The 22,054-nt window shown below is 74.1% G+C and carries 6 protein-coding genes; 1 reads left to right on the plus strand and 5 read right to left on the minus strand.

Annotated elements, in window-relative coordinates:
* The first annotated feature begins 46 nt into the window (after nt 1-46).
* The gene (locus tag IO36_RS13575; RefSeq protein WP_037619742.1) at nt 47-790 is read left to right on the plus strand and encodes an alpha/beta fold hydrolase; all 744 of its coding nucleotides are present in this window, start codon (nt 47-49) and stop codon (nt 788-790) included.
* 363 nt (nt 791-1,153) lie between these two features.
* On the opposite strand, the gene IO36_RS13580 is transcribed toward IO36_RS13575, so the two are convergent.
* From IO36_RS13580 to IO36_RS13600, 5 genes are all read right to left on the minus strand, one after another.
* Nucleotides 1,154-1,942, minus strand: a complete 789-nt coding sequence (locus tag IO36_RS13580) for a hypothetical protein (RefSeq protein WP_051900393.1) — start codon at nt 1,940-1,942, stop codon at nt 1,154-1,156.
* Between the two features lie 180 nt (nt 1,943-2,122).
* Nucleotides 2,123-2,902 carry an alpha/beta fold hydrolase gene (locus IO36_RS13585; protein ID WP_037619744.1) on the minus strand — a complete coding sequence of 260 codons (780 nt, stop codon included), beginning with the start codon at nt 2,900-2,902 and terminating at the stop codon, nt 2,123-2,125.
* Between the two features lie 102 nt (nt 2,903-3,004).
* Nucleotides 3,005-4,141: an alpha/beta hydrolase gene (locus tag IO36_RS13590; RefSeq protein ID WP_037619746.1), complete on the minus strand. Its 1,137-nt coding sequence runs from the start codon at nt 4,139-4,141 to the stop codon at nt 3,005-3,007.
* Nucleotides 4,138-7,062 carry a thioester reductase domain-containing protein gene (locus IO36_RS13595; RefSeq protein WP_037619748.1) on the minus strand — a complete coding sequence of 975 codons (2,925 nt, stop codon included), beginning with the start codon at nt 7,060-7,062 and terminating at the stop codon, nt 4,138-4,140. The genes IO36_RS13590 and IO36_RS13595 overlap by 4 nt, the downstream gene beginning before the upstream one ends.
* 80 nt (nt 7,063-7,142) lie before the next feature.
* Complete coding sequence (locus IO36_RS13600) at nt 7,143-21,920, minus strand: type I polyketide synthase (protein WP_107065699.1); 14,778 nt, start codon at nt 21,918-21,920, stop codon at nt 7,143-7,145.
* Between the last annotated feature and the right edge of the window lie 134 nt (nt 21,921-22,054).

Below are 22,054 nucleotides of genomic sequence, written 5' to 3' on the forward strand. Positions count from 1 at the left end.
ACCGTCCTGACCGACCGCACGGGCGACGCTGCGAAAGAGGTCAGTCATGACGACGTTTCTGCTGGTTCCAGGACTTTTCATGGGCGGCTGGGCCTGGGAGGCGGTGGCCGCCGAGCTGACCGCGCAGGGACACCGGGCGCTGCCGGTCACCCTGCCCGGCATGGCCGAGCGGGCGGCCGAGGAGGACCCGGCCGGCCTCGGGCTCGGCGAGCACACCGAAGCCGTGGCGGCGCTGCTCGACGCGGAGGGCCCGGGGACGGTCCTGGTGGCGCACAGCTATGGCATCTTCCCCGGGCTCGGGGCGGCCGACCGGCGGCCCGGACAGGTCGCCCGGGTGGTGTTCCTGGACACCGGCTTCCCCGAGCCGGGCGAGTCGCTGGTGGCGCAGATGCCGCAGCTCGGTCTGGCGGAGCAGGCCGTCGACGGGCTGATCCCGGTGCCCGAGGAGATCCCGGCCGTGCACGCCGTCCCGCCCGCGGAGCTGGAGCGCTACCACCGACTGGCCACCCCGCAGCCGGTCCGGACCGTCACGGATCCCGTCGAGCTGACGGGCGCCTGGCTCAAGCTCCCGACCACGGGGGTGTTCTGCCGCGCGAACGGCCTCAGCGTGGAGTTGGCGCGACACCTGCACGGCACCGGCCTGCCCCGCTTCGCCAAGCTCGCCGACCCCGACGTCACCTACTTCGAACTGGACACGGGCCACTACCCGATGCTGTCCACCCCGGTGGAACTGGCCGGCGTCCTGATGCGCGCGGCAGCGGGCGAGGGCGTCGGCCTGTACGAAGCCTGACCCGACCCCGCAGGGCCACCCAGTCAGCCCGGCCCGGGGCCGGGGGCAAGGCGGCTCCGCTCTTGCCGGCCGGTTACCGGACCCCGGCCAGCCTGCGTCGAGTCGGCCCGAGCCGACTCGTGATCTGACCGAAAGACCGCAGAGTCCGTGGCGCCGTGGCCATCGCCGACGCAGGCGTGACCGCGTCAGGGTCCCAGCACACGGCCGTGGCTGGGGAAAGCACTGCCGCGACTGTGGTCAACACCCGGGCCAGGGCAGTCCTGGCTCGGGCCGATGAGACCGCTCGGCCTAGCGCCCTTGGCGACCGTGTGCTTCATTCGGCCTCTCGGCCACACTGGTCGTATTCGGGCCGGGAGGTCGGGATCAGTGGGCCCAGGGCAGTCGGAGTGCCTCGATCTCCGCGTCGTTCAGGAGGGCCTCGACGAGCGGGGCGGGGCCCGCGACCTTGGTGGCCCAGAGGTCGAAGTCCGTGCAGAGGACCCACGACCGGTCCTGGGCCCAGAGGTTGGACGGGGTCCAACCGTCCTCCTCCGGGTGGTCGTACAGTGCCTTGGCATCAGCGAGCGTGCCGGCCCGGACGTGCAGGTTGTCGAAGTCCACAGCCCCATGCAACAGCGGGTTGTAGTAGGCCATGCAGCGGGTCTCCGGACCCTGCGGGCTGTGCTCGGTGAGGATGTCGATGAGGCGGTTCCAGTCGGTCCGGTCCAGACTCCCCTCGGACGGCCCCGCGATGCCCACCGGCCAGCCACTCGGCTCTTGAAGCGAGGGGAAGGAACGGTAGCAAGGGAGCCGCCCTTCGGGCGCCACGGGATCACCGGTCCGCTTCGAGAGCTCCGCCCAGCGCAGCCGGCGCCAACGGGAGCTCGGTGCCTCGCCCGGCCTTCCCCCGAACACGTCCGCGGGGTCGAGGCCCGGGATGACCTCGGGCCCGCCACCATTCAGTACAGCTCGTTGATACGCGACGTAGGACATGCTGGTGGGCCCGAGATCGTGTTCGTACATGGAGTGGAGGACCCAGGCGGCGTCGGGTAGCGCCGGCGGCATGAAGCCGGTCAGCCCATCATCGTCGGCGAGCTCCCGCAGCCAGTCAGTCTCCCCAGCCGCGGTCAGCGGCCACCGGGCCGTCGCCAGAGCAGCGGATGTCACGTTCATCCGTTCAGGATCTCACCCGCCGTGGCGAGTGCCGGGATCACTTCCCAGCCTCCACCACCGTCCCGGCGCTCTTGACAGACATCATCGGGAATCAGTCAAGTGTCCGAGGGATCCGCACGGCGTCCCGCCGCGCCTCCCGGGCCGGTCGTCCGGGAGGCGCGGGGAGCTTCCGCGCTTCCGTTACGGCCGGTCCGTCAGGAACCGGTCGAGCGCGGCGGTGAGTTCCTCGGGCTTCTCCAGCGGCAGTTCGTGGCCCGCGTCCACGATCCGCACCTCGGCGTCAGGGTAGGCCTTCGCCATCCGCAGCATCTGGGAGACGGGCAGCTGGATGTCGTGGTAGCCGTGGATCAGGAGCGTGGGTGTGCGGATCTCGCCGAGCCGGTCGAGGACGTCGAAGGAGCGCATGGCTCCGTAGCACGTCATGACCACCTCCTGGGGCGTGCCGGCCGAGGCCCGGACGTGCTCGCGGATCTTCTCGCGCGGGTAGCCGGGGGCGAAGGCCCGCTGGATGTTGGCGGCCACGAACAGCTTGAACGGCACCAGGGTGGAGACCCCCATCAGCAGGCCCCTCCCCCGGCTGTAGGTCATCTTGCTGATGGAGTTCACGAGCACCAGCCGTTCGACCCGCTCGGGGTGGGCTAGCGTCAGGGTCTGCGCGATCATGCCGCCCATCGAGTGGCCGACGACCACGAACCGGTCGACGCCGAGGTGGTCGAGGACGGCGAGCACGTCCTCCGCCAGCTCCGCCACGGTGCGCCGCCCCGAGCCCTCGCTCTCCCCGTGTCCGCGCAGGTCGAGACGGATGACCCGGCGCTTCTGGGTGAAGTGGTCCATCTGGTGGTCCCAGCGGTGCCGGTTGGCCGTCCAGCCGTGGATGAACACCAGGGGGACGCCACCACCGGAGCGGGGGCCCTCGTCGTCGTACGTCAGCGCGGCTCCATCGACTTCGAGCTGCGGCATGGGGCCTCCGTGATGTCTCGGGTGGCCCCTGGGGGCCCGGTGCGGCCTGCGGGGCCACGGCCAGTTACTGGTCGGTACGGTAACGGGTCGAAGTGTCCCCCGTCATCGTCGATCGTCGAGGAATTCCAGGATGTGACCGAAGACGTCGAGGGCCGCGCCCCGGCCCAGGAACGTGTCCAGGTGGCCGTAGGCGGGGATCTCCGTGTACGACACGTCCAGCTGGGGCTGTCGGTGTGCCAGGACGTCGTGGCAGAGCTTCTGCGAGTCCAGCCAGAGTCCGTTCTCGCTGCCCGCGAGCAGCAGGACCGGGGTGTCGATCCGGGCGGCCGCGTCGAGCGCGTTGGGCGGCAGCGCGCGGTAGCGGTGGTCGGTGTCGTGCCAGCGGACGACCGTGCGGGCCAGCTCGATGCGGCGCAGGTGCGGCAGGATCCACAGCGGCGCCGGACCGAGCAGTTCGGCGAGCCGGTCGTGGGTGGCGTCGGACAGGTTCTCGTGCAGGAACAGCGAAGCACCCGAACCCCAGGCCGAGTTGTGGAGGATCTGACAGGTCGGGTCCGGGCAGTGCGCGCCGCGCGAGGCCAGGGCGAACAGCGGCGTGTACCGCGAACGGAGGCCCACCTTGCGGAAGTCGACCGGGATGTGGTCGATCCGGTTCTTCAGCAGCTCGCCCGCCACAGTCATCCGCAGCGAGGTGCGTCCCGCGAGCTTCGGCGTCAGGAACACGCCCTGGGAGACGACACCCGCGAGCCCGGGTACGAGCCCCGCCGTCATGCTCAGGGACAGGGTGAGGGAGCCGATGCAGTGGGCGACCACGAACAGCGGCCGGTCACCGATGCGTTCACGGATGCACGAGACGGCATCGGGGATGTCGTGGAGCGCGACGTCGTCGTAGGTGTACCGCTGGCCCGTCTCGTTGTACGGAAGCCGGCAGCTGCCCCGCCAGTCGAGCAACCAGGGTTCGTAGCCGCCGTCGAGCAGGGCGTCGACCAGGTTGCGGGTCTCGGGGAGCAGGAACATGTCGGCGGAGGCGGTGTGGCCGTGCAGGAGCAGCACGGCGGGCCGGTCCCGCTCCCCGCTGTCGACGCGGGTGAGTCCGAGGCGTACGCCGTCCCCAGCCCTGAAGGGGATCTCCTCGACCCGGGCCGGGTCGAGGCGGTGGCGCAGCGGTCGCAGGGCCGTGCCCGTCCTGACCTTGCGGATCGTGGGACTGGTACGGGAGTTGGCGGTTCTGAAGATCATCGGTGGCGCTCCGAGGGGGTCCGGGCGGGACGCAGGTCGAGGAGGTCGGCGGCGGCGCGGGCGAAGGGGTTGAGCAGTCCGCGGCCCATCTCCGCGCCGAACCAGGCGAGCCAGGTCAGCTTGGCGGCACGCTTCTCGCGGCTGGTCAGACGCGGGTCCACGCGGATGCCGTCGATCTGGTCGCGTACGTAGCTGTCGGCGGGCACGACGAGTTCACCGGCGAGGATCGCCGGCTCGCGCTCGCGGCCGATCTCGACACTCAGGGCGCGGGTCTGGCGCCACACGTCGCGGCGGGCGCGTGCGGTCTTGTGGCCCTCCAGCCACCATCGCCCTCCGTCGGCGTCGATCAACGTCATCCGGTAGCGCAGGAGTTGACCACGGGTCCCGTGCCGTTGCGGAATGCCCTCCTCTGGGCGGATCCAGGCGTCGCCGCTCTCCACGCGCAGGGGTGCCGAATGGAGCGCGGCGCACACCAGCTCCCCGCGGACGTCCACCCGGCGCTCCTTGACCAGTTGGTACATGCTCGCGATGGAGAGGGTGAGCGCCATGGAGCAGGGGGTGTCCGCTGCGGTGCCGGGCGGCCCGGGCATGTCCGCTTCGGCGCCATCGCCGTCACCATAGCGATCGCCGTCGCCGGCGCCCGCGGGGCCGAGCGTGCCCTCGGTCGTCTCGGTGAACCAGAGGTACGGCTGGTCGTCCTTGTGCGGCAGCCGGGCGAGGCCGTCCTCGGCGAGCCGCTCGAACGTCCGCAGCTGGGCCCGGGCGTCGTAGCGGGCCGCGGGGGTCAGTCCGAGCGCCTCGACGAGCGCGGCGGTGCGTTCGTCGGTGGCCGCAGGGCCCTTTAGAGTCGCCTCGCACAGCTTCAGGGCGGTGGGACTCTGCAACACCCGTGAGAGGAAGGCGAGTTCGGGTACGGGCTCGGCCTCCAGACGGGCCAGGGCGTCGGCGCGCCATTCGTCCCAGTCCTGGACACGCACGTGCATCCCGCCGAACGCCATGTCCCGGACGACGTCGTCGAGGGTGTTGGGGACGCCGGTGAGGTTGTAGTCGAAGCCCCAGGCGTCGGGTTCGCAGACGACGGCGGCCGCGACCCGGCTCACCCAGTCCACCGGGGCCGCGTTCAGCCGGTGGAAGGCGGGCACGGTGCGAAAGCGGCCGAAGGCGGAGATGAGGCCGCTGCTGAGGTCCTGCGGGTTGTGGGCGCCCGTGCGGGTGTGGCCTCCGATGCCTCCAGGGCGCAGGGCGGTGACGATCAGCCCGTGGTCGCGGGCCCGTCGCAGGGCGACCTCGGCGGTCCACTTCGACTGGTCGTAGCCCGCGACGAGCCGGTCGACGTGGGCGAGCGGGTCGTCCTCGCCCATGGAGGAGATGCCGACCTCGTTGAAGACCGCGATCGAGGAGATGTGGTGCAGCGGCTTGGGCGTTCCGGTCGCCGCGAGTTCGGCCAGGGTCAGCGCGCCGATCACGTTGCTCTGGCGCAGCGACCGGTAGCCGCGCAGGAAGTCGACGGCCGCCGCGACGCCCACGATGCTGTCCAGTTCGTGGGCGAGCCTGTTCCAGACCTCGTCGGACAGTCCGAGCCGGGGCCTTCTGATGTCACCCGGGAGCACCGTCACCCGGCGGCGGATCTCGGCCGACCAGGGCAGCCGGTGTCCCTTCAGCGCCTCGCCGAGCCGGGCCGTCGCGGCCTCCTCGCTTTCTGCGCGGACGAGGCAGTACACATGTGCGTCGCTGTGCCTGAGCAGGTCGAGCAGCAGATGGCTGCCGAGGAAGCCGGTGGCGCCGGTGAGCAGGATCCGCCGGGGCGGCAGCGGCTCGGGCGCGCCGGTCCAGGGCAGCCGGTCGGCGAGCGCGAGGTCGGCCAGGATCTGGTCGAGGTCCTCGGGACGAGCCGTGGCGTACGGGGTGCGGTCCTCCGGGGTCCGAGCCGTGACCGTCGCCCGAGGCGGGACGGGGTGCGGCGAGGGGAAGAGCGGGTGGTTCGTTCCGGGGGTGGTGGGAGCGGGGTTCCAGCTCGGGGCGGAGGCGGGGGCGACGGGCGCGAGGGCGCCCTTCGGGGGCTGTGTGCCGCCGGTCGTGCCGGCCGCCGGGACCGTACTCGTACCGGTCGCCGGGACAGTGGTCCGCGCCGCCGCCGGAACGGCATGACCACCCGCCGCCGGGACGGCAGGACCACCCGGGGCCGGGACGGTCGGGGCGCCCGGTGACAGGACCGCCGTAGCGGTCGGCGCGCTCAGGGCCTGGAGCGCGGCCGAGGCGCCCGCGGTCGCCAGCCAGCGCCGGGCGAGACTGCTCGGCCGGGCGTCCGCGAACACCTCGTCGAGATCGAGCTCCATGCCCAGCTCGTCCTCCAGCACCGCGACGAGTTCCACGGCCCCCACGGAGGAGCCCCCGGCATCGAAGAAGTCGGCGTCGGGCGCCAGCAGACCGCCAGGGACGAAGGGGCCGGCGGCCGCGGCGACGACCGCGGCGAGGGCGTCGACGTCGGCACCAGCACCAGCACCAGCACCAGCACCAGCACCAGCACCAGCACCAGGGTCGGTCCCGGCGTCGGTCCCGGCGCCCGCACCCGCGCCCTGCGGCCCGCCCTCCGTCCCGGCGTCGGACGACACGGCAGGCTCACCCGAGAAGGCGTCGCCCGCACCGGATGTCGCCGCACTCGCGTCGGTGTCCGTGGGCGCACCGGCCCCGGCAAGGGACACCGAGGTGTCCGCACCCGGCCCCGCGGCCGGTCCAGCGCCTGGCTCGGCGACCGCCCCCACACCCGGTTCCACGACCGGTCCCGTCGCCGACGATGCGGCGGCCTGGCTGATCCTGGCCAGCAGTTCGTCCACGCTCGGCCCGCCGTCACCCCGTTCGATCGCCTCACCGATCGCCCGCTGTCCGGCGTGGGCCGACGCGTCCTCGTTCACTTCACTCATGGGAGCCCTTCACCCTGTGCACTGTTCCTTTCCGAACTGCCGCGGCGGGCCGGCCGCCGCCCCGTTCACCGCCGCCCCGTTCACTGCCGCCGCCAGGAGCGGAAGGCCCGGAGGTGTTCCGGCGTGACCACACACTCCAGGCGTGCGTCCTCCTGGTCCCCACCGCCGAGCGCGGCCACCAGACGCCGGGCCGGTACGTTGCGGTCGGTGCGCTCCGCCGTGAGGCGGACCTTGGCGCAGCCGAGCTCGTCGGCCCGGTCCGCCAGCCACGTCAGCAGCCGCTCCTCGACACCCCGGCCGAGCGCGCGGCAGCTCAGGGACCAGGCGAGGACGTCGAGCCGGTCGCCGTCCGCACGCAGGGCCAGCAGACCGATCTGGCCGTAGTCGCCGAAGCGGTCCCGTGCCGCGGCCGTCCACACCTCGCCCCGCTCCCTCCACCGGGCGAGATCGCCTCCGTCGGCGGAGCGGGGGCGGAGGGCGAACTGATTGGTGCGGCGCACGAGTTGCTCGGCCCGCTCGACGTCGGCGGCGGACAGGGCCCGCACGTCGACCTCCAACCGGAGCTCGGCGAGGAACTCCTCGAACCCCGCCTGTTCCCGCACCGCGTCCCGCTGCCGCTCCTGCGCGTAGAACCCGGCCCGCAGCCCGTCCTCGGCCGTGGCCGCCGCCGGAACGAGCGGCCACAACCGGTCGAGGAACGCCTCCAGTTCGGCCGCGGGAGGGCAGGTCACCGAGAGCACCTCGGGCAGCGCCGAGCGCATCGCCCCGATCTCGACGGTGTTGTCGTCGAGGAACAGGAAGCTGTCCAGGCCCAGATTGAGGGTGCGCGCGGCCTCCGCGAGGCGGTCCCGCTTCGGAGCCCAGCCGGCGGACAGCACGCTGAAGTGCTCGGCCTTCAGCGTGCTGTCCGGACGGTCCAGGACGGCCCGGACGGTGGCCTCGTCGTTGTTGCTGACCAGGGCGAGCAGCGCGCCGGCGGCCCGCCAGCGCAGCAGGGTCCGGGCGAGCCGGGCGCGCGGTCCCGTCAGGTCCACCGACTCGGGGCCGATCTCCCCGGCGATCCCGCCCCAGAGCGTCTCGTCGCCGTCCACCGCGATCACCTTGGGCGCGGGACGCAGTACGGCCCGTACGACCTGTGAGAGCCGCAGCGCGACCGCCGCCTGGAAGCGCGGGGTGAACGGGAGGTGGGCGAGCCGCTCGGTCCGTGCGTCGAAGGGTTCCTCGACCGTGTGATGCCGGGTCCACTCGTCCGGGCCCAGCAGGGCGATGCCGGGCGTGTCGGCCAGCTCGGCGGCGAGGTCGCCCTCCCAGCGCGTGAACCGGTCGCTCGGGTCCGCCGAGGGGAGGATGCCGACGACCAGGGGCCGCCGGGTCCGCTCGGACAGGGCCCGCAGCGCGGCCGGGTAGGCGGCGCTCAGTTCGGCCAGCACCTCGTCGGTCAACGGGCCGAACCGCTCCAGGTCCGTGGCCCGCAGCAGCACCACCCCCACCGCCGTCGCTGGATCGGTGAAGACTCCCGAGGGGTCGCGGAGCGCGGCCAGCACCTGGTGGTACGGGGCTTCCGTGACCGTCAGCCCCTCGGCGCCCGCCCTCCCACCGTCCCCTTCGCCGGCCCTCTGCCCGACCGCCGCCCCGCAGAGCAGCGGCAGATTGCCGAGCGCGAAGGTGGCGGCGAGCGCGAGCGAGCGGCGGGGGCCCTCGACGGGACTCGGCTCGACCGGTGCAGCCGCCCCGGCCGGGATTCCCGTCGCCGTCGAAGCGGCCGCGGCGGCCGTCGCACGCGTGTCGTCCGGTGCGGCCTGCGCACGTGTCTCGTCCGGTTCAGCCATCGCAGCCACCGCGACCGAGGCCATCGGAGCCACCGCGACCGGAGCCGTCGCCGCCGCCTGGCCCCGCGTCGAACCGCTCGCGGAGGTGCCCGTCATCGTCACCGCGCCCACCACCGTGCCCGGGTCGTCGGCCGTCGCGGCGAGCAGGCGCAGGAACTCCTCCGCCAGTTCCGTGGAGGTCGCGGAGTCCAGGATGTCGAGGTTGTGGTCGAGCCGTACACGGCCCGCGTCCGGCGTCATGGTGACCATCAGGTCGAGGTCGGAATACCCGGTGCCCGCCGGCAGCACCTCGAGCCGGCCGAGCCGCGCGGATGAGGAGCGTACGTAGTTGAAGTACACCTCGACCAGCGGGGCGTTCGGCCGGTGCAGTCCCAGTCCGGCCAGGGTCGACAGGACGCCGGAGAACATCGCGCCCTTGGCGAGGACCCGGTCCAGGCGCGCGTCCGTGCGGCGCAGCACCTCGCCGATCCGCTCCCCCGCCGCCGCCTCGGCCGGGAACGGCACCGGTACCCCGAAGAAGCCCACCGCGTCGTACGCGTCGGCGTGGATGCGGGTGTCGACGGGCACGGCGAGCACGAAGCGCTCGCGCTCGCGCATCCGGGCCAGCAGGACGGTCAGGGTGCCGAGGCAGAAGGCGGCGGGTGTGACGGCGAGCCGGGCGGCGGCCGCCGAGACCCGTTCCATCAGCCCGTCCGGGATGGCGACGGTCACGCTCCCGGCCCTGTAGGACCTGGTCTCCGGGCGCGGCCGGGCGAGCGTCAGATCGAGCCGTCCGCTGCCGTGGAAGGCCTCGCGCCACTCGGTGTCGGGGGTGCCGGAGGGGCCGTCGGTGCGCTGGGCCTCGATCAGCAGATCGATGTCACGGTTGGTGACGTGGTCCCCGAGAGGGGTACCCGACAGTTCGGCGTCGATCTCCCCGGCGACCAGCAGCAGGGACTGCAGGTCGCTCACCGCGTGGTGCGCGCCGAACACCAGGATCTGGCCGCGCCGACCGGCGTCGAGCAGCTCGAACCGCCACAGCGGGGCCTGCTCCAGGTCGAACGGCGGCTCCAGCAGCCGCGACAGCCGGTCGTCGGCGTCGAGCGCGACGTCGGCGGGCACGTCCGTCCAGCGCAGCAGCGGTCCGGCGGGCTCCCGCTCCACACGCAGCTGCCGGCCTTGTCCGCCGCCTGCGGTCACGGCCGTGCGCAGGGCCGCGTGCCGGCCGGCGAGCCGGGTGACGATGTCGGCGAGTGCCTCGCGGGTGGTCGGCGCGGTCAGCCGGACGGCAAGGCCGACGGCGTGCGCCGCGTCCGGCATACCCGGCTGGGCGCTGCGCAGCAGCCGTACGACGTCACGGGTCGCGGGCCGCAGTTCACTCTCGGGCACCTCGTCCGTACTTTCGTGCCGGTCTTCCAACCCGCGGGTGCCGGTGGCGCGTTCGGGCAGTACCTCGCCCAGCGCGCGGGCCAGGCTCCGGATGTCGGACGCCGCGAAGACGGCGGTGGCCGGGAGTTCGGCGCCGAGTTCCCGGATGAAGGCGTTCCGCAGCCGGACCAGCATGAGCGAGTCCAGGCCCAGCTCCTTGAGGGCCGTGGTCGCCGACGGCTCCCCGGAACCGCCGGAGACCTGGCGGACCTTGGACCGAACGTACGCTTCGAGCCGTGCGGTGCGGTCCTGGTCCGTGCGGGCCGCGAAGACCTGGGCGACGAGGGCGTCGGTGCCGTCCTGGTCCGCCGCGACGGTGATCAGGTCGGCCAGGATCGGGCGGGTGCGGGCCGTGTCCCGGTCGAGTTCCAGGGCCTCCGGAGCCAGGGCGAGAGGGGCGAGCTGCCGGCGGGAGCTGGTGAGCACCCGCTCGAACATCTCGCCGCCTTCGCCCGGGGTGAAGGCGACCAGACCCGAACGGCTGGTCTCGACGGCCCGGTCGGCGGAACCGGCGACCATGCCGACCTCCGTCCAGGCGCCCCAGTCCAGGCTCAGGGCGGGCCGCCCGCTGAGGGCGAGGTGGTGGGCCCAGGCGTCGAGGAACGCGTTGGACGCCGCGTACGGAGCCTGGCCGGCCGATCCGAGAAGGCCCGCCGCCGACGCGAAGAGGACGAACTTCCGTGCCTCCGGGACGAGTTCGGTGAGCAGGGCGGTGCCGAGGACCTTGGGGGCGAGCACGCGCAGGACGCGTTCGTCGGTCAGGTTCGCCACGGTGGCGTCGTCGAGGACACCGGCCGTGTGGACGACCGTGGCGATCGGGCCCGCCTCCTGGCGCAGGGTGTCCAGGGCGGCTGTCAATGCGACGGGGTCGGCGACGTCGGCTCGGGCCAGGTGCACGGTGACGCCTTGGGTCTCGATCTCCTCGATCCAGCTCCGTGCCGCCGCGTCGGGGCCGCTGCGGCCGAGCAGGGCCAGTCGGCGGGCGCCCCGGCGGACCAGCCGCTCGGCGGCCACCCTGCCGAGGCCGCCCAGCCCGCCGGTGACGAGGTGCACGCCGTCCGTGGTGACCGCCTCGCGGTCACCGTCGTCGGGCCGGGTCCGGGCCAGCCGTGGCACCAGCCGCCCCGACTCCCGCAGTGCGACGAGGCGTTCGTCGTCCGCGTGCCACAACTGCGTCCACAGACCGTCGTCGCGCTCGGTCGCCAGGTCGATCAGCGTGGTCGACAGCTCCGGATACTCCTGGGCCACCGACAGCGCGAATCCCCAGGCGAGAGCCTGCTGAGGGTGCGTCACCTGCGCGCTGTCCCCTGCGGCCTGGCTGCCCCGTACGACCACGAACAGCCTCGGGGCCCTACCGCCGGGCCGGTCGGCGAGCGCCCGTACCAGGTGCAGGGTGCTCAAGCAGCAGTCGCGGGCCGCCTGTTCGGCCGTGATGGCGTCCTCGACGGCCGGAGCGTCGAGCGCGGACAGCTGCACCACGCGCCCGGGCGGCGCGTCGGTGAAGCCCTCGTCCAGCAGACGGGTCAACTGCGCGGGATCGGTGGGATCGAGGACGTAGCGGCCGGGGCCGTCGGCGCCGAACTCCCGTCCCCGGCGGGCGATCACATGGGGGACGGCGGCGGAGGCCAGCCGCTGTGCGAGTGCGTCGGCAACCCCCGTCTCGTCGGCCAGGACGAGCCAGCTCCCTTCGGCGGGCTCCTCCTGCGCCGCCGGGCGCGGCTGCCAGCGGGTCTCGTACAGCGCGCCGTCCAGCGGAGAGAGGGCCGCGAGTTCGAACTGCGTCGCCTCCAGAACGAGTTGGTCGTTCCCGTCCCAGAGCCTCAGGTCCAGGAACGCGGTGTCGCCGTCCACGGAACGCAGCCGGCAGGTCGCCCACGCGGGCGCGGAGCCCGGGGTGAACCGCAGCCGTCCGACACCGGCGGGCACGAAGGCGCGACCTTCGGGCGCGTCGGCCGGCAGGGCCGCTGTGTGGAAGGCGGCGTCGAGGACCGCGGGGTGCAGCAGATGCCCGGCGGCGGGCCGGCGGGCCAGTCGCCCGACGGCCGCGGTGTCCGTGCGACGCCCCCGCTCCAGGCCCCGGAAGGCGGGGCCGTAGTCGATGCCCAGGGCTTGCAGCCCCGCGTACACGGCGGTCAGGTCGGCCTCTTCGTCGCAGCGCTCGCGCAGTACGGTGAGCTCCGCCTCCGGGTCGCCCGTCTCGGCGGCGGGCTCACCGGTTCCGTCGACGATCCGTCCGGTGACGTGCTGTTCCCACCCGGCGCCGCGTCGGCCGGTGTCCGCGGAGGCGATGGTGAAGTCGCGTGCGCCGTCGTCTCCGGCGGGCTGAAGCACGAGTTGCAGCCGGACGGGCCGGTCCGGGGCGAGCACGAGCGGTCGCAGGAACCGCACGTCCGCCAGGCAGGCACCATCACCGTCGCGCACCGCGGTCGCGCCCTCCAGCGCCAGGTCGAGGAAGGCGGCGCCGGGCAGCCATACCTCTCCGTTGACCTTGTGGTCGGCGAGGTAGGCGAAGCGGCTGTCGCGCAGGTCGATGTCGCTCTGGAAGAGGTGTCGGCCGGGGGTGTCACTGGCCTCGAAGTGGGTGCCCAGGAGCGGGGAGCCACCGGCCGTCCCTGTGGCCGGTGCGGGTGCGCGCCAGTGCCGTTCACGGTCGAAGGCGTACGTCGGCAGGTCGGTGCGGCGGCCCCGCGGGAGCAGCACCGGCCAGTCGGGGGTGCACCCGGCCTCGTACAACTCGGCCAGCCGGGAGAGCAGTTCGTCCCGCCCGTCGCGGCCGCGGCGCAGCGAGCCGATCACGACCGCGTCGATCCCCGCCTCGGCCGCCACGGCCTCGATGGACGCGCCGAGCGAGGGATGGGGGCTCAGTTCGACGAACGAGCGGTAGCCGTCGTCCAGCATCCGCCGGATCGTGTCCGCGAACCGGACGGGGCGTCCGAGGTTGGCGTACCAGTGGGCGGCGTCGAGCCGGTCGCCGGACACCGGTTCGGCCGTCACGGTCGAGTACAGCGGCAGAGACGTCGCCGTGCCGCGCATGCCGGAGAGCCGGTCCAGCAGTTCCGCGCGCACGGGGTCCATCAGGGGGGTGTGGGAGGCGAACGGCGTAGACAGCCGTCGTACCGGGATGTCCCGTGCCTCGAGGTGCGTGCGCAGCGCGGCCAGTGCTTCGGCGTCGCCGGAGACGGCCGTGGACTGCGCGCTGTTGACGGCCGCGACGAACAGCCGGCCCTGGTGGGGCGCGAGCAGCTTCTCCACGTCCGCGGGCGAGAGTTCGAGGGACAGCATCCCGCCCAGTCCGACCAGCGGAGCGACCGCATGGGCGCGCCCGGTCACCACGGTCACGGCGTCGTCCAGGGTGAGGGCGCCCGCGCTGTAGGCGGCGGCGATCTCCCCGAGGCTGTGTCCGGTCACGGCGTCCGGGCGGACGCCGAGCCCGCGCCAGGCGGCGGCCAGGGACGCGTTCACCGCGAACAGCACCGGCTGGAGGAACTCGGTGCGGTCGAAGGGCGCGTGTTCCTCGGGTGCCCGCAGCACGTCGAGGACCGACCATCCGGCGTGGCGGCGCACCGCCTCGTCGATCCGCGCCAGCTCCTCGCCGAAGGCCTCGGACTGTCCCGCCAACTGCACGCCCATGCCGGGCCATTGGCCGCCGTGTCCGGCGAAGACGAAGGCCGTCTTGCCCGTGTGCTCCGCGCGGGACGGGGGCAGTGGCATTCGACCGGTCGCCAACGCGTCGAGCCGAGCGCGCAGTTCGGTCCGGTCACCGGCCACGATCGCGACACGCCGTTCGAAGTGGCTTCGGTGCCGTCCCAGGGTGTGGGCGACATCGGTCAGGTCGACGTCCTCCTCCAGACGTCGCGCCAGTCGGGCGGCCTGTCCGCGCACGGCGGCCTCGCTCCGCCCGGACAGCGGGAACAGCAAGGCCCCCGGGGCGGTTTCCGGCGTCGCGGGGACCTCGGCCGGCTCGGCCTCCTCCACGATCAGGTGCGCGTTGGTCCCGCTGATCCCGAAGGCGCTGACACCGGCCCTCCGTACGCGTCCCTCCGACGACGGCCAGTCGACCGTCTCCCGGAGCAGGTGCAGCCCGCTGTCGTCCCAGTCGACGTGACGGCTGGGCGTCCCGGCGTGCAGGGTGCGTGGCAGGGACCGGTTCCGCAGGGACTGAACGACCTTGATCAGCCCGGCGATGCCCGAAGCCGCCTGTGTGTGACCGACGTTGGACTTGAGCGAGCCGAGGTACAGCGGACGGCCCGCCGGGCGCGAGGTGCCGAAGACCTCCGCGAGGGCGTTCGCCTCGATCGGGTCGCCGAGCGTGGTTCCGGTCCCGTGCGCCTCGACGTAGTCGATGTCGGCGGGTTCCAGTCCGGACTGCTCCAGCGCCCGCCGGATGACCTGTTCCTGCGCCGGGCCGTTGGGCGCGGACAGGCCCTGGCTGCGCCCGTCCTGGTTGACGGCCGTACCGCGCAGCACGGCCAGCACCTGGTCGCCGTCGCGGCGCGCGTCGGCCAGCCGCTTCAGTACGACCATGCCCGCGCCCTCGGCCCAGACGGCGCCGTCGGCGTCGTCGGAGAAGGAGCGGCAGCGGCCGGTCGGGGACAGCCCCCGCAGCCTGCTGAACTCGACGAAGGTTCCCGGAGTCACCATCAGGGTCACCCCGCCGGCGAGGGCCAGGTCGCACTCGCCCGACCTCAGGGCCTGTGCGGCCAGGTGCAGCGCGACCAGGGACGAGGAACACGCGGTGTCCACGGTCATGGCCGGTCCGTTCAGGCCCAGCGTGTAGGCGAGCCGGCCGGAAGCAACGCTGGCCGCCGACCCCGTGCCGACATAGCCGTCGAGCTCGTCGAGCCGGGTGCCCGCGAGGTAGTCGCTGCCGAACATGCCGACGTACACACCGGTGCTGCTGCCCGCCAGCTCTCCGGGCACGATCCCGGCGCGTTCCAGCGCCTCCCACGCCGTCTCCAGCAGCAGCCGCTGCTGCGGGTCCATCGCCTCCGCTTCCTTCGGCGTGATGCCGAAGAAGGCCGCGTCGAAGGACTCCAGGTCGTCCAGGAAGCCGCCTTCCGCTGCGTAGGTCGTGCCCAGGGCGTCCGGGTCGGGGTCGTGCAGCGCTTCCACGTCCCAGCGGTCCGCCGGGAACGGGCCCACGGCGTCGCGGCCCTCGGCCACCAGGCGCCACAGGCTCTCGGGGTCGTCCACGCCGCCGGGCAGCCGGCAGGCCATGGCGACCAGGGCCAGCGGCTCGTCAGCCGTGGCCGCGTGGTCTCGCCGGGGCCGCGGATCGGGGGCGCCGCGCCGAGAGGTGCGGTCGCCGCCGGCGAGCGCGGTGTCCAGCAGGTGGGCGGAGAGCCGGGCCGCGGTGGGGTGGTCGAACAGCAGGGTGGCGGGGAGCCGGGCGCCGATCCGGGTGCCGATGCGGTTGCGGAGCTCCACCGCGGTCACCGAGTCCATGCCGAGTTCCCGCAGCGGCTGGTCGGGGCGCACGGAGTCCGCGGAGCGCAGGCCGAGGGCCCGGGACGTCTCCTCGCGGACCAGGGCCAGGACCCGGGCGGCGCGCTCGGTCTCGGAGAGCCGGGCCAGCCGGTCCGCGAGGGCGGCGGGTCCGTCCTGGCCGCCGCGCGGCGCGGGCAGCAGCGAACGCCACAGGGCCGCCGTGCCGTCGTCCGCGCCGGCCGTGCTCTCGCGCAGGCGGGGCAGGTCGAGATGGGCGGCGACCAGGTGGGGTGTGTCCCGGCGCAGGGCGAGGTCCACGAGGTCGCGACCCTGCTCGGGGGTGAGGGCGCGATGACCGAGGCGGGCCATGCGTTCCAGGTCGGCGTGTTCGGCGGCGAGCCCTTCACCGGACCAGGCCCCGAAGGAGAGCGAGACGGCGGGCAGCCCCTGGGCCCGCCGGTGGTGGGCGAGTTGGTCGAGGAAGACGTTGGCCGCGGCGTAGTTGCCCTGGCCCGGGCTGCCGAGCACACCGGCCACCGAGGAGACCATCAGGAACAGGTCGAGCGGGGTGCCCGCGGTGAGCCGGTGCAGGTGGGCGGCACCGTCGACCTTGGGTCGCAGCACGCGTGCGAGACGTTCGGGCGTCAGCTCGGCGATCAACCCGTCGTCGAGGACCCCGGCGCAGTGCACGACGCCGCGCAGCGGCAACGCGTCGCCGACGCGGACGAGCACGCGGGACAGTGCCTCGGCGTCCGCGACGTCGCACTCCGCGATCTCGACCTCGGTTCCGAGAGCGGCCAGTTCGGCGATGACCGCGGCGGCACGCGCATCCGCCGCGCCTTGACGCGACGTCAGAAGCAGTCGGCGTACGCCGTGTTCGGCGAGGAGCCGGGCGATGTGCCGGCCCACGGCGCCGAGGCCTCCGGTGATCAGCACCGTGCCGTCGGTGGGCACGACGACGCCCCGGCCGACGAGGTCGAGGACGACGGGGTCGCCGGACGCCCTCCCCCGCCGGAGCGCCTCGGGTGCGGCGGTGACGGGCAGGACCTGGGGGCGGGCCGGGCGCACCTGACCGTCGACGGCCTCGCGCAGTGCCCGGGCCGCCTGGTCGGCATCGGTGGTGTCGAGTCCGAGGGGCAGGGCGGCCGCGGTGGTGAACGGCACCTCGTCCGGGAGGACCGTGACCAGCCGGGCGTCGGCGAGCGCCGTGGAGCCGGGCGGTGTGTCGGCGAGGGCGACGACCCTCGTCCCGGGGGCGAGGCCCGGCACGTCGGCGGCCGCCTCGGCGACCACACCGGCGCAGGCGGTGCGCGACGACCGCCCGTCGGGCCCGGGTACCGCCACGGCGTGCACCTGGATCCTCACCCCTCCGGGGGTCAGGGCCGGGGGCTCCGTCGCACGCAGGGTCGGGTCGTCTTCGAGACCGGTCAGCTCGTAGGTGTCACCGGCCGGGATGCGCAGCGCGTCGGCGGCACGGGCCCGCACCAGCCGCGGCGCGAGCAACATCCCGTCCCGGAAAGCGAGTTCGGGCTCGTCGGCGTGTGCGGCGACGGTCGGCAGAACTGCGGCGGTGCCGGAGTCCCCGAGGTCGAGCAGGGTCAGCCCGAGGTGCGGGTGTTCGGCCCGGGCGCTGCGGACGAGGCCCCACAGCACGGACTGGGCGAGTCCGGGCACCGAGTCCCCGGCGCCGGCGGCGACCGCGCCACGTGTCACCCAGACGGTCCGTGCGGGCGGCGGACCTTCCGAGGCCACGATCAGGGACCGCAGTTCGGCGAGTGCCAGTCCGGCCAACTCCCCTGCGGTGTCGCCTGGTTCGACTCCGTCCTCCGGCTCCGGCCAGAAGCGTAGGGCGATGTCGGCGCCCGTCTCGAGCACCGGCACGCCCGCCGCGGCCAGGTCCCGCAGGGCGGACGCGACCTGGGAGTCCGATCCGTCGCCGTGAACGGCCCACGTGGCGTCCGGTGCCGCCTCGGGCCGCTCGGTCACGGCCGTCCATGCCACTTCGTAGAGGTGCCGGGCGTTCTCCGAGGCGCCGTTCAGGTCCGCCGGATCGGCGGCCCGCAGGCGTACGTCCTCCAGCCGGCCTGCCGGGAGGCCGTCGGCGTCCCACAGGGTCACGTCGAGGACGAGGTCGGTCCCCGAACCGCCTGTCCGCCGCACCAGGACAGTCAGGTCGTTCGCGGAGCCGGGCGGCAGGACGCAGCGGCCCACCGCGACCGGCAGCAGCACCCGGCCCGCGGAGGCGTCCAGAGCGGCGGCCACGTGCAGTGCCGCGTCCAGGAGTGCGGGGTGGACGGGGTAGGGGTCGGCCGCGTCGCGGGCCGTGGGCGGCAGCGACAGCCGGGCCAGCATTTCGCCCTCGACGCCGGTCGTGGTCGCCGAGCGCACGCCCTGGAAGGAGGGGCCGTACCCGAGACCGAGCGTGGCCAGCCGTTCGTACGTGGCCGGGCTCCAGGCGGGCTCCTCGGCCTCCGGCCACACCGGGGGCACCGCCGCCGTCACCGGCGCGGGGTCGGCCGCGGACGCCGTGGCGTGCAGGGTCCAGGCCCGGGGCTCCCGGCCGTGCGGGCGGCTGTGCACGGTGACCTCCGGCACCGCTCCGCCGGTGCTCACCTCGACCGACACCTCGACCGTGCCGGACTCGGGCAGCACCAGGGGCGCGAGCAGGAGCAGACCGGTCACGTCGGCGGGGTCGTCCGGGCGGGCCACGGCGAGCGCGGCACGGCACAGTTCCACGAGGGTCGTGCCCGACACCACGGTCCGGCCGAACACGGCGTGGTCGGGGAGCCAGTCGGCGGTGGCCGGGGACCATTCGCTGCGGAAGGTCCAGCGGGTCTCGTCCGCCGACTGGAGGTGAACGCCGAGCAACGGGTGCGCCGCGCGGTCGAGAAGACCCGAGGCCGCGGTGCCGGAGCCCGGCCGGGTCTCGGTCCAGTAGGACTGGGGATCCCAGGCGTACGTGGGCAGGTCGGCCCGCTCCGAGTCGGGCACCACCCGGCGCCAGTCGATCCGGCGTCCGTGGACGTGGAGTTCGGCGGCGGCCCGGTCCAGGCACGCGAGCGCGTCCTCGTCCCGGCGCAGCGATCCGACGGCGACCAGGTCCTCGTGGCCCCGGTCCTCGGCGACCGTACGGACGGCGGTGAGGAGGGAGGGGTGGGGGCCGAGTTCGACGAAGTGGCGGTACCCGTCCGCCGCCATGCGGTCCACGGTGGCCGCGAAGCGCACGGGTTCCCGCAGGTTCGTGTACCAGTACTCGGCCTCTTGTTCGCGGGTGACCGGCTCGCCGGTGACCGTGGAGTACCAGGCGACGGCGGTCGGGGAGGTGATGACGCCGTCGAGTTCGTCGAGGACGGTCGCCCGCAGCGGCTCGACGCGGGCGCTGTGCGAGGCGTAGTCGACGTCGAGGCGGCGGACGAACACCTGCTCGCGGGCGAGGTCTGCGAGCAGGGCGTCGAGCGGCTCCACCTCACCGGCGATGACCGTCGAGCGACCGCTGTTCACGGCGGCGACGGACACCCGGCCGTCGAGTCCGGCCAGGCGCGCCTCGACCTCGGTGTGCGGCAGGGCGACGACGGCCATGGTCCCGGTGCCGGCCACCTCGGTCAGTGCCTGGCTGCGCAGGGCGACCACGGCCGCGGCGTCGCTCAGGCTCAGCGCCCCGGCGACACAGGCCGCGGCGACCTCGCCCTGACTGTGCCCGATCACCGCGTCGGGCCGCACACCGCGCGCCCGCCACACCGCGGCCAGGGAGACCATCACGGCGAAGAGGACGGGCTGGACCACGTCCACCCGGTCGAGCGCCGGTGCGCCCGCGTCGCCGCGCAGGACGGCGGCCACGGACCACTCGGTGAACGGGCGCAGGGCGGCGTCGCAGCGGTCGAGTTCGTCGGCGAACACCGGCGACCGGTCCAGGAGTTCACGGGCCATGCCGGTCCACTGGGCACCCTGGCCCGGGAAGACGAACGCCAGCTTGCCCGGCGGGAGGGTCTGCTGGGGGCCCACCACCAGGTCGGGTTCGGGCCTTCCCTCGGCGAGTCCGCGCAGGGCGGTGACCAGTTCGTCGCGTCCGGCGGCCCGGAGGACGGCGCGGTGCTCGAAGTGGGTGCGGTGGTGGGTCAGCGTTCCGGCCACGTCGGCCAGGGGCGTTTCCGGTCGTGCGGCGACCGCGTCCGCGAGGCGGACCGCCTGGCCCCGGAGGGCGGGGAGGGTGCGGGCGGAGATCGGGAAGAGGGTGGGGTCTTCGGGGTGGGGGGCGGAGGGCGAAGGCACGGAGGGTGCAGCGCCGCCACCGGGCGCGGGAGCCGAGAGTGCGGGGGCGGAGGGCGAAGGCACGGAGGGTGCAGCGGCGCCGCCGGACGCGGGAGCCGAGGGTGCAGGGGCGGTGGGCGAAGGAGCCGAGAGCGCGGGGCCGGTGGGCGAAGTGCCAGCGCGTGAAGTGCCGGTGGGCGCAGGGCCAGTGGGCGAAGACGCGGCAGACACGGGGCTTGCGGGCGAGGAGGCGGCAGACGCGGGGCCGGCAGACGAAGAGGCGGCGGGTGTCCGCTCCGCCGCCGGTGCCGCCGTATCCGCAGGCGGCTCCTCCAGGATCACGTGCGCGTTGGTGCCGCTGATCCCGAACGCGCTCACCCCGGCGCGCCGCGCCCGGTCGCGGCGCCGCGGCCAGGCCTCGGCGGCGCTGTGCACCCGCAGACCGCCGTCGGCCCAGTCGACGTGCTCGGTCGGGGTCTCGGCGTGCAGGGACGCGGGGAGCCGTTCGTGGGCGAGGGACAGGACCGTCTTGATGACACCGCCGATGCCCGCCGCGGCCTGTGTGTGACCGATGTTGGACTTCAGGGAGCCGACGCCCAGGGGTCGGTCCGCCGGGCGTCCGGGGCCGAAGACCGACGCCAGCGCCCGGCCCTCGATGGGGTCGCCGAGCCGGGTTCCCGTGCCGTGCGCCTCGATGTAGTCGAGATCGTCGGGCCGGAGCCCGGCGTCGGCGAGGGCGGCGCGCAGCACCCGTTCCTGCGCCGGACCGTTCGGCGCGCTCAGACCCTGGCTGCGGCCGTCCTGGTTGATCGCCGAGCCCTTGACGACCGCGAGCACCCGGTCGCCGTCCCGCCGCGCGTCCGCGAGCCGCTTGAGGAGCACCAGACCGCAGCCCTCGCCCCACACCACCCCGTCCGCCTCGGTGGAGAACGGACTGCACCGCCCGGACGGCGACAGCCCGCGCAGCCTGCTGAACTCGACGTGCCCGCGCGGGGTCACGAGGAGCGTCGCGCCGCCGGCCAGCGCGAGGTCGCACTCACCGTCGGCCAGCGCCCGCGCCGCCAGGTGCAGGGCCACGAGCGAGGAGGAGCAGGCGGTGTCGACCGTGACGGCCGGCCCCTCGAGTCCGAGGGTGTAGGCGATGCGCCCGGACGCCACACTGGACGCCGAGCCGGTGCCGACGTGTCCGTCGAGCCGGTCCAGCGGGGCGGAGGCGAGGTATCCGCTGTCGTACAGGCCGACGTAGACGCCCGTCAGGCTGCCGTTCAGCGTCTCCGGGACGATGCCGGCGCGCTCGATCGTCTCCCAGGCGGTCTGGAGCAGGAGGCGTTGCTGCGGGTCCATGGCCGCGGCCTCGCGCGGCGAGATCCCGAAGAAGGCCGCGTCGAACCGGTCGATGCCGTTCAGGAAGCCGCCGCGCAGGGTGTACGCCTTGCCGATGGCGTCCGGGTCGGCGTCGTACAGCCCCTGGGTGTCCCAGCGTCCCGAGGGCACCGGGCCGACGGCGTCCTCGGCCGCGTCCAGCAGCCGCCAGAGGGACTCCGGGTCCTCGGCGCCGCCGGGGAACCGGCAGGCCATGGAGATGATCGCGATGTCGTCTCCCCTGCGCGCGCCCGGGCCGTCCGACACGGCGGAAGGTGCGGGGAGCGCTGCGGGGGCGCCCGGGACCTGTTCGTCGAAGAGTGCGTCGGCGATGCCCGCGATCGTGGGGTGGTTGAAGACGACGGACGGTTCGAGGGGCCGCCCCGTCCACTGGGACAGGCGCGCGACCAGGGACACCAACTGCACGGATCCCAGGCCGAACTCGGCGATCGGACGCTCCTCGGAGACGGCCGAGGGGGCAAGCCCCGTCACTTCGGCGACGGCGGCCGTCAGCCAGGTCCGTACCCCCTCGGGGGCCGTCGGGGACATCTCGGGGAACTGCTTCGGGGACTCGCTGGCAGGCATCTGGGCTGGTGTCCTCGTGAACGTGGGCTCAGGTGGAATCCGTACGGCCGGCGATCCGGGCGCGCACGGAGGACGAGCTGTTGTCGGCGGGGTACGGGTGAATGGCTGGACGGCGGACATCTGGCGGGGGGGGG

Origin of the sequence: Streptomyces aureus (assembly GCF_000725495.1) — a bacterium.
Lineage (GTDB): Bacteria > Actinomycetota > Actinomycetes > Streptomycetales > Streptomycetaceae > Streptomyces > Streptomyces aureus_B.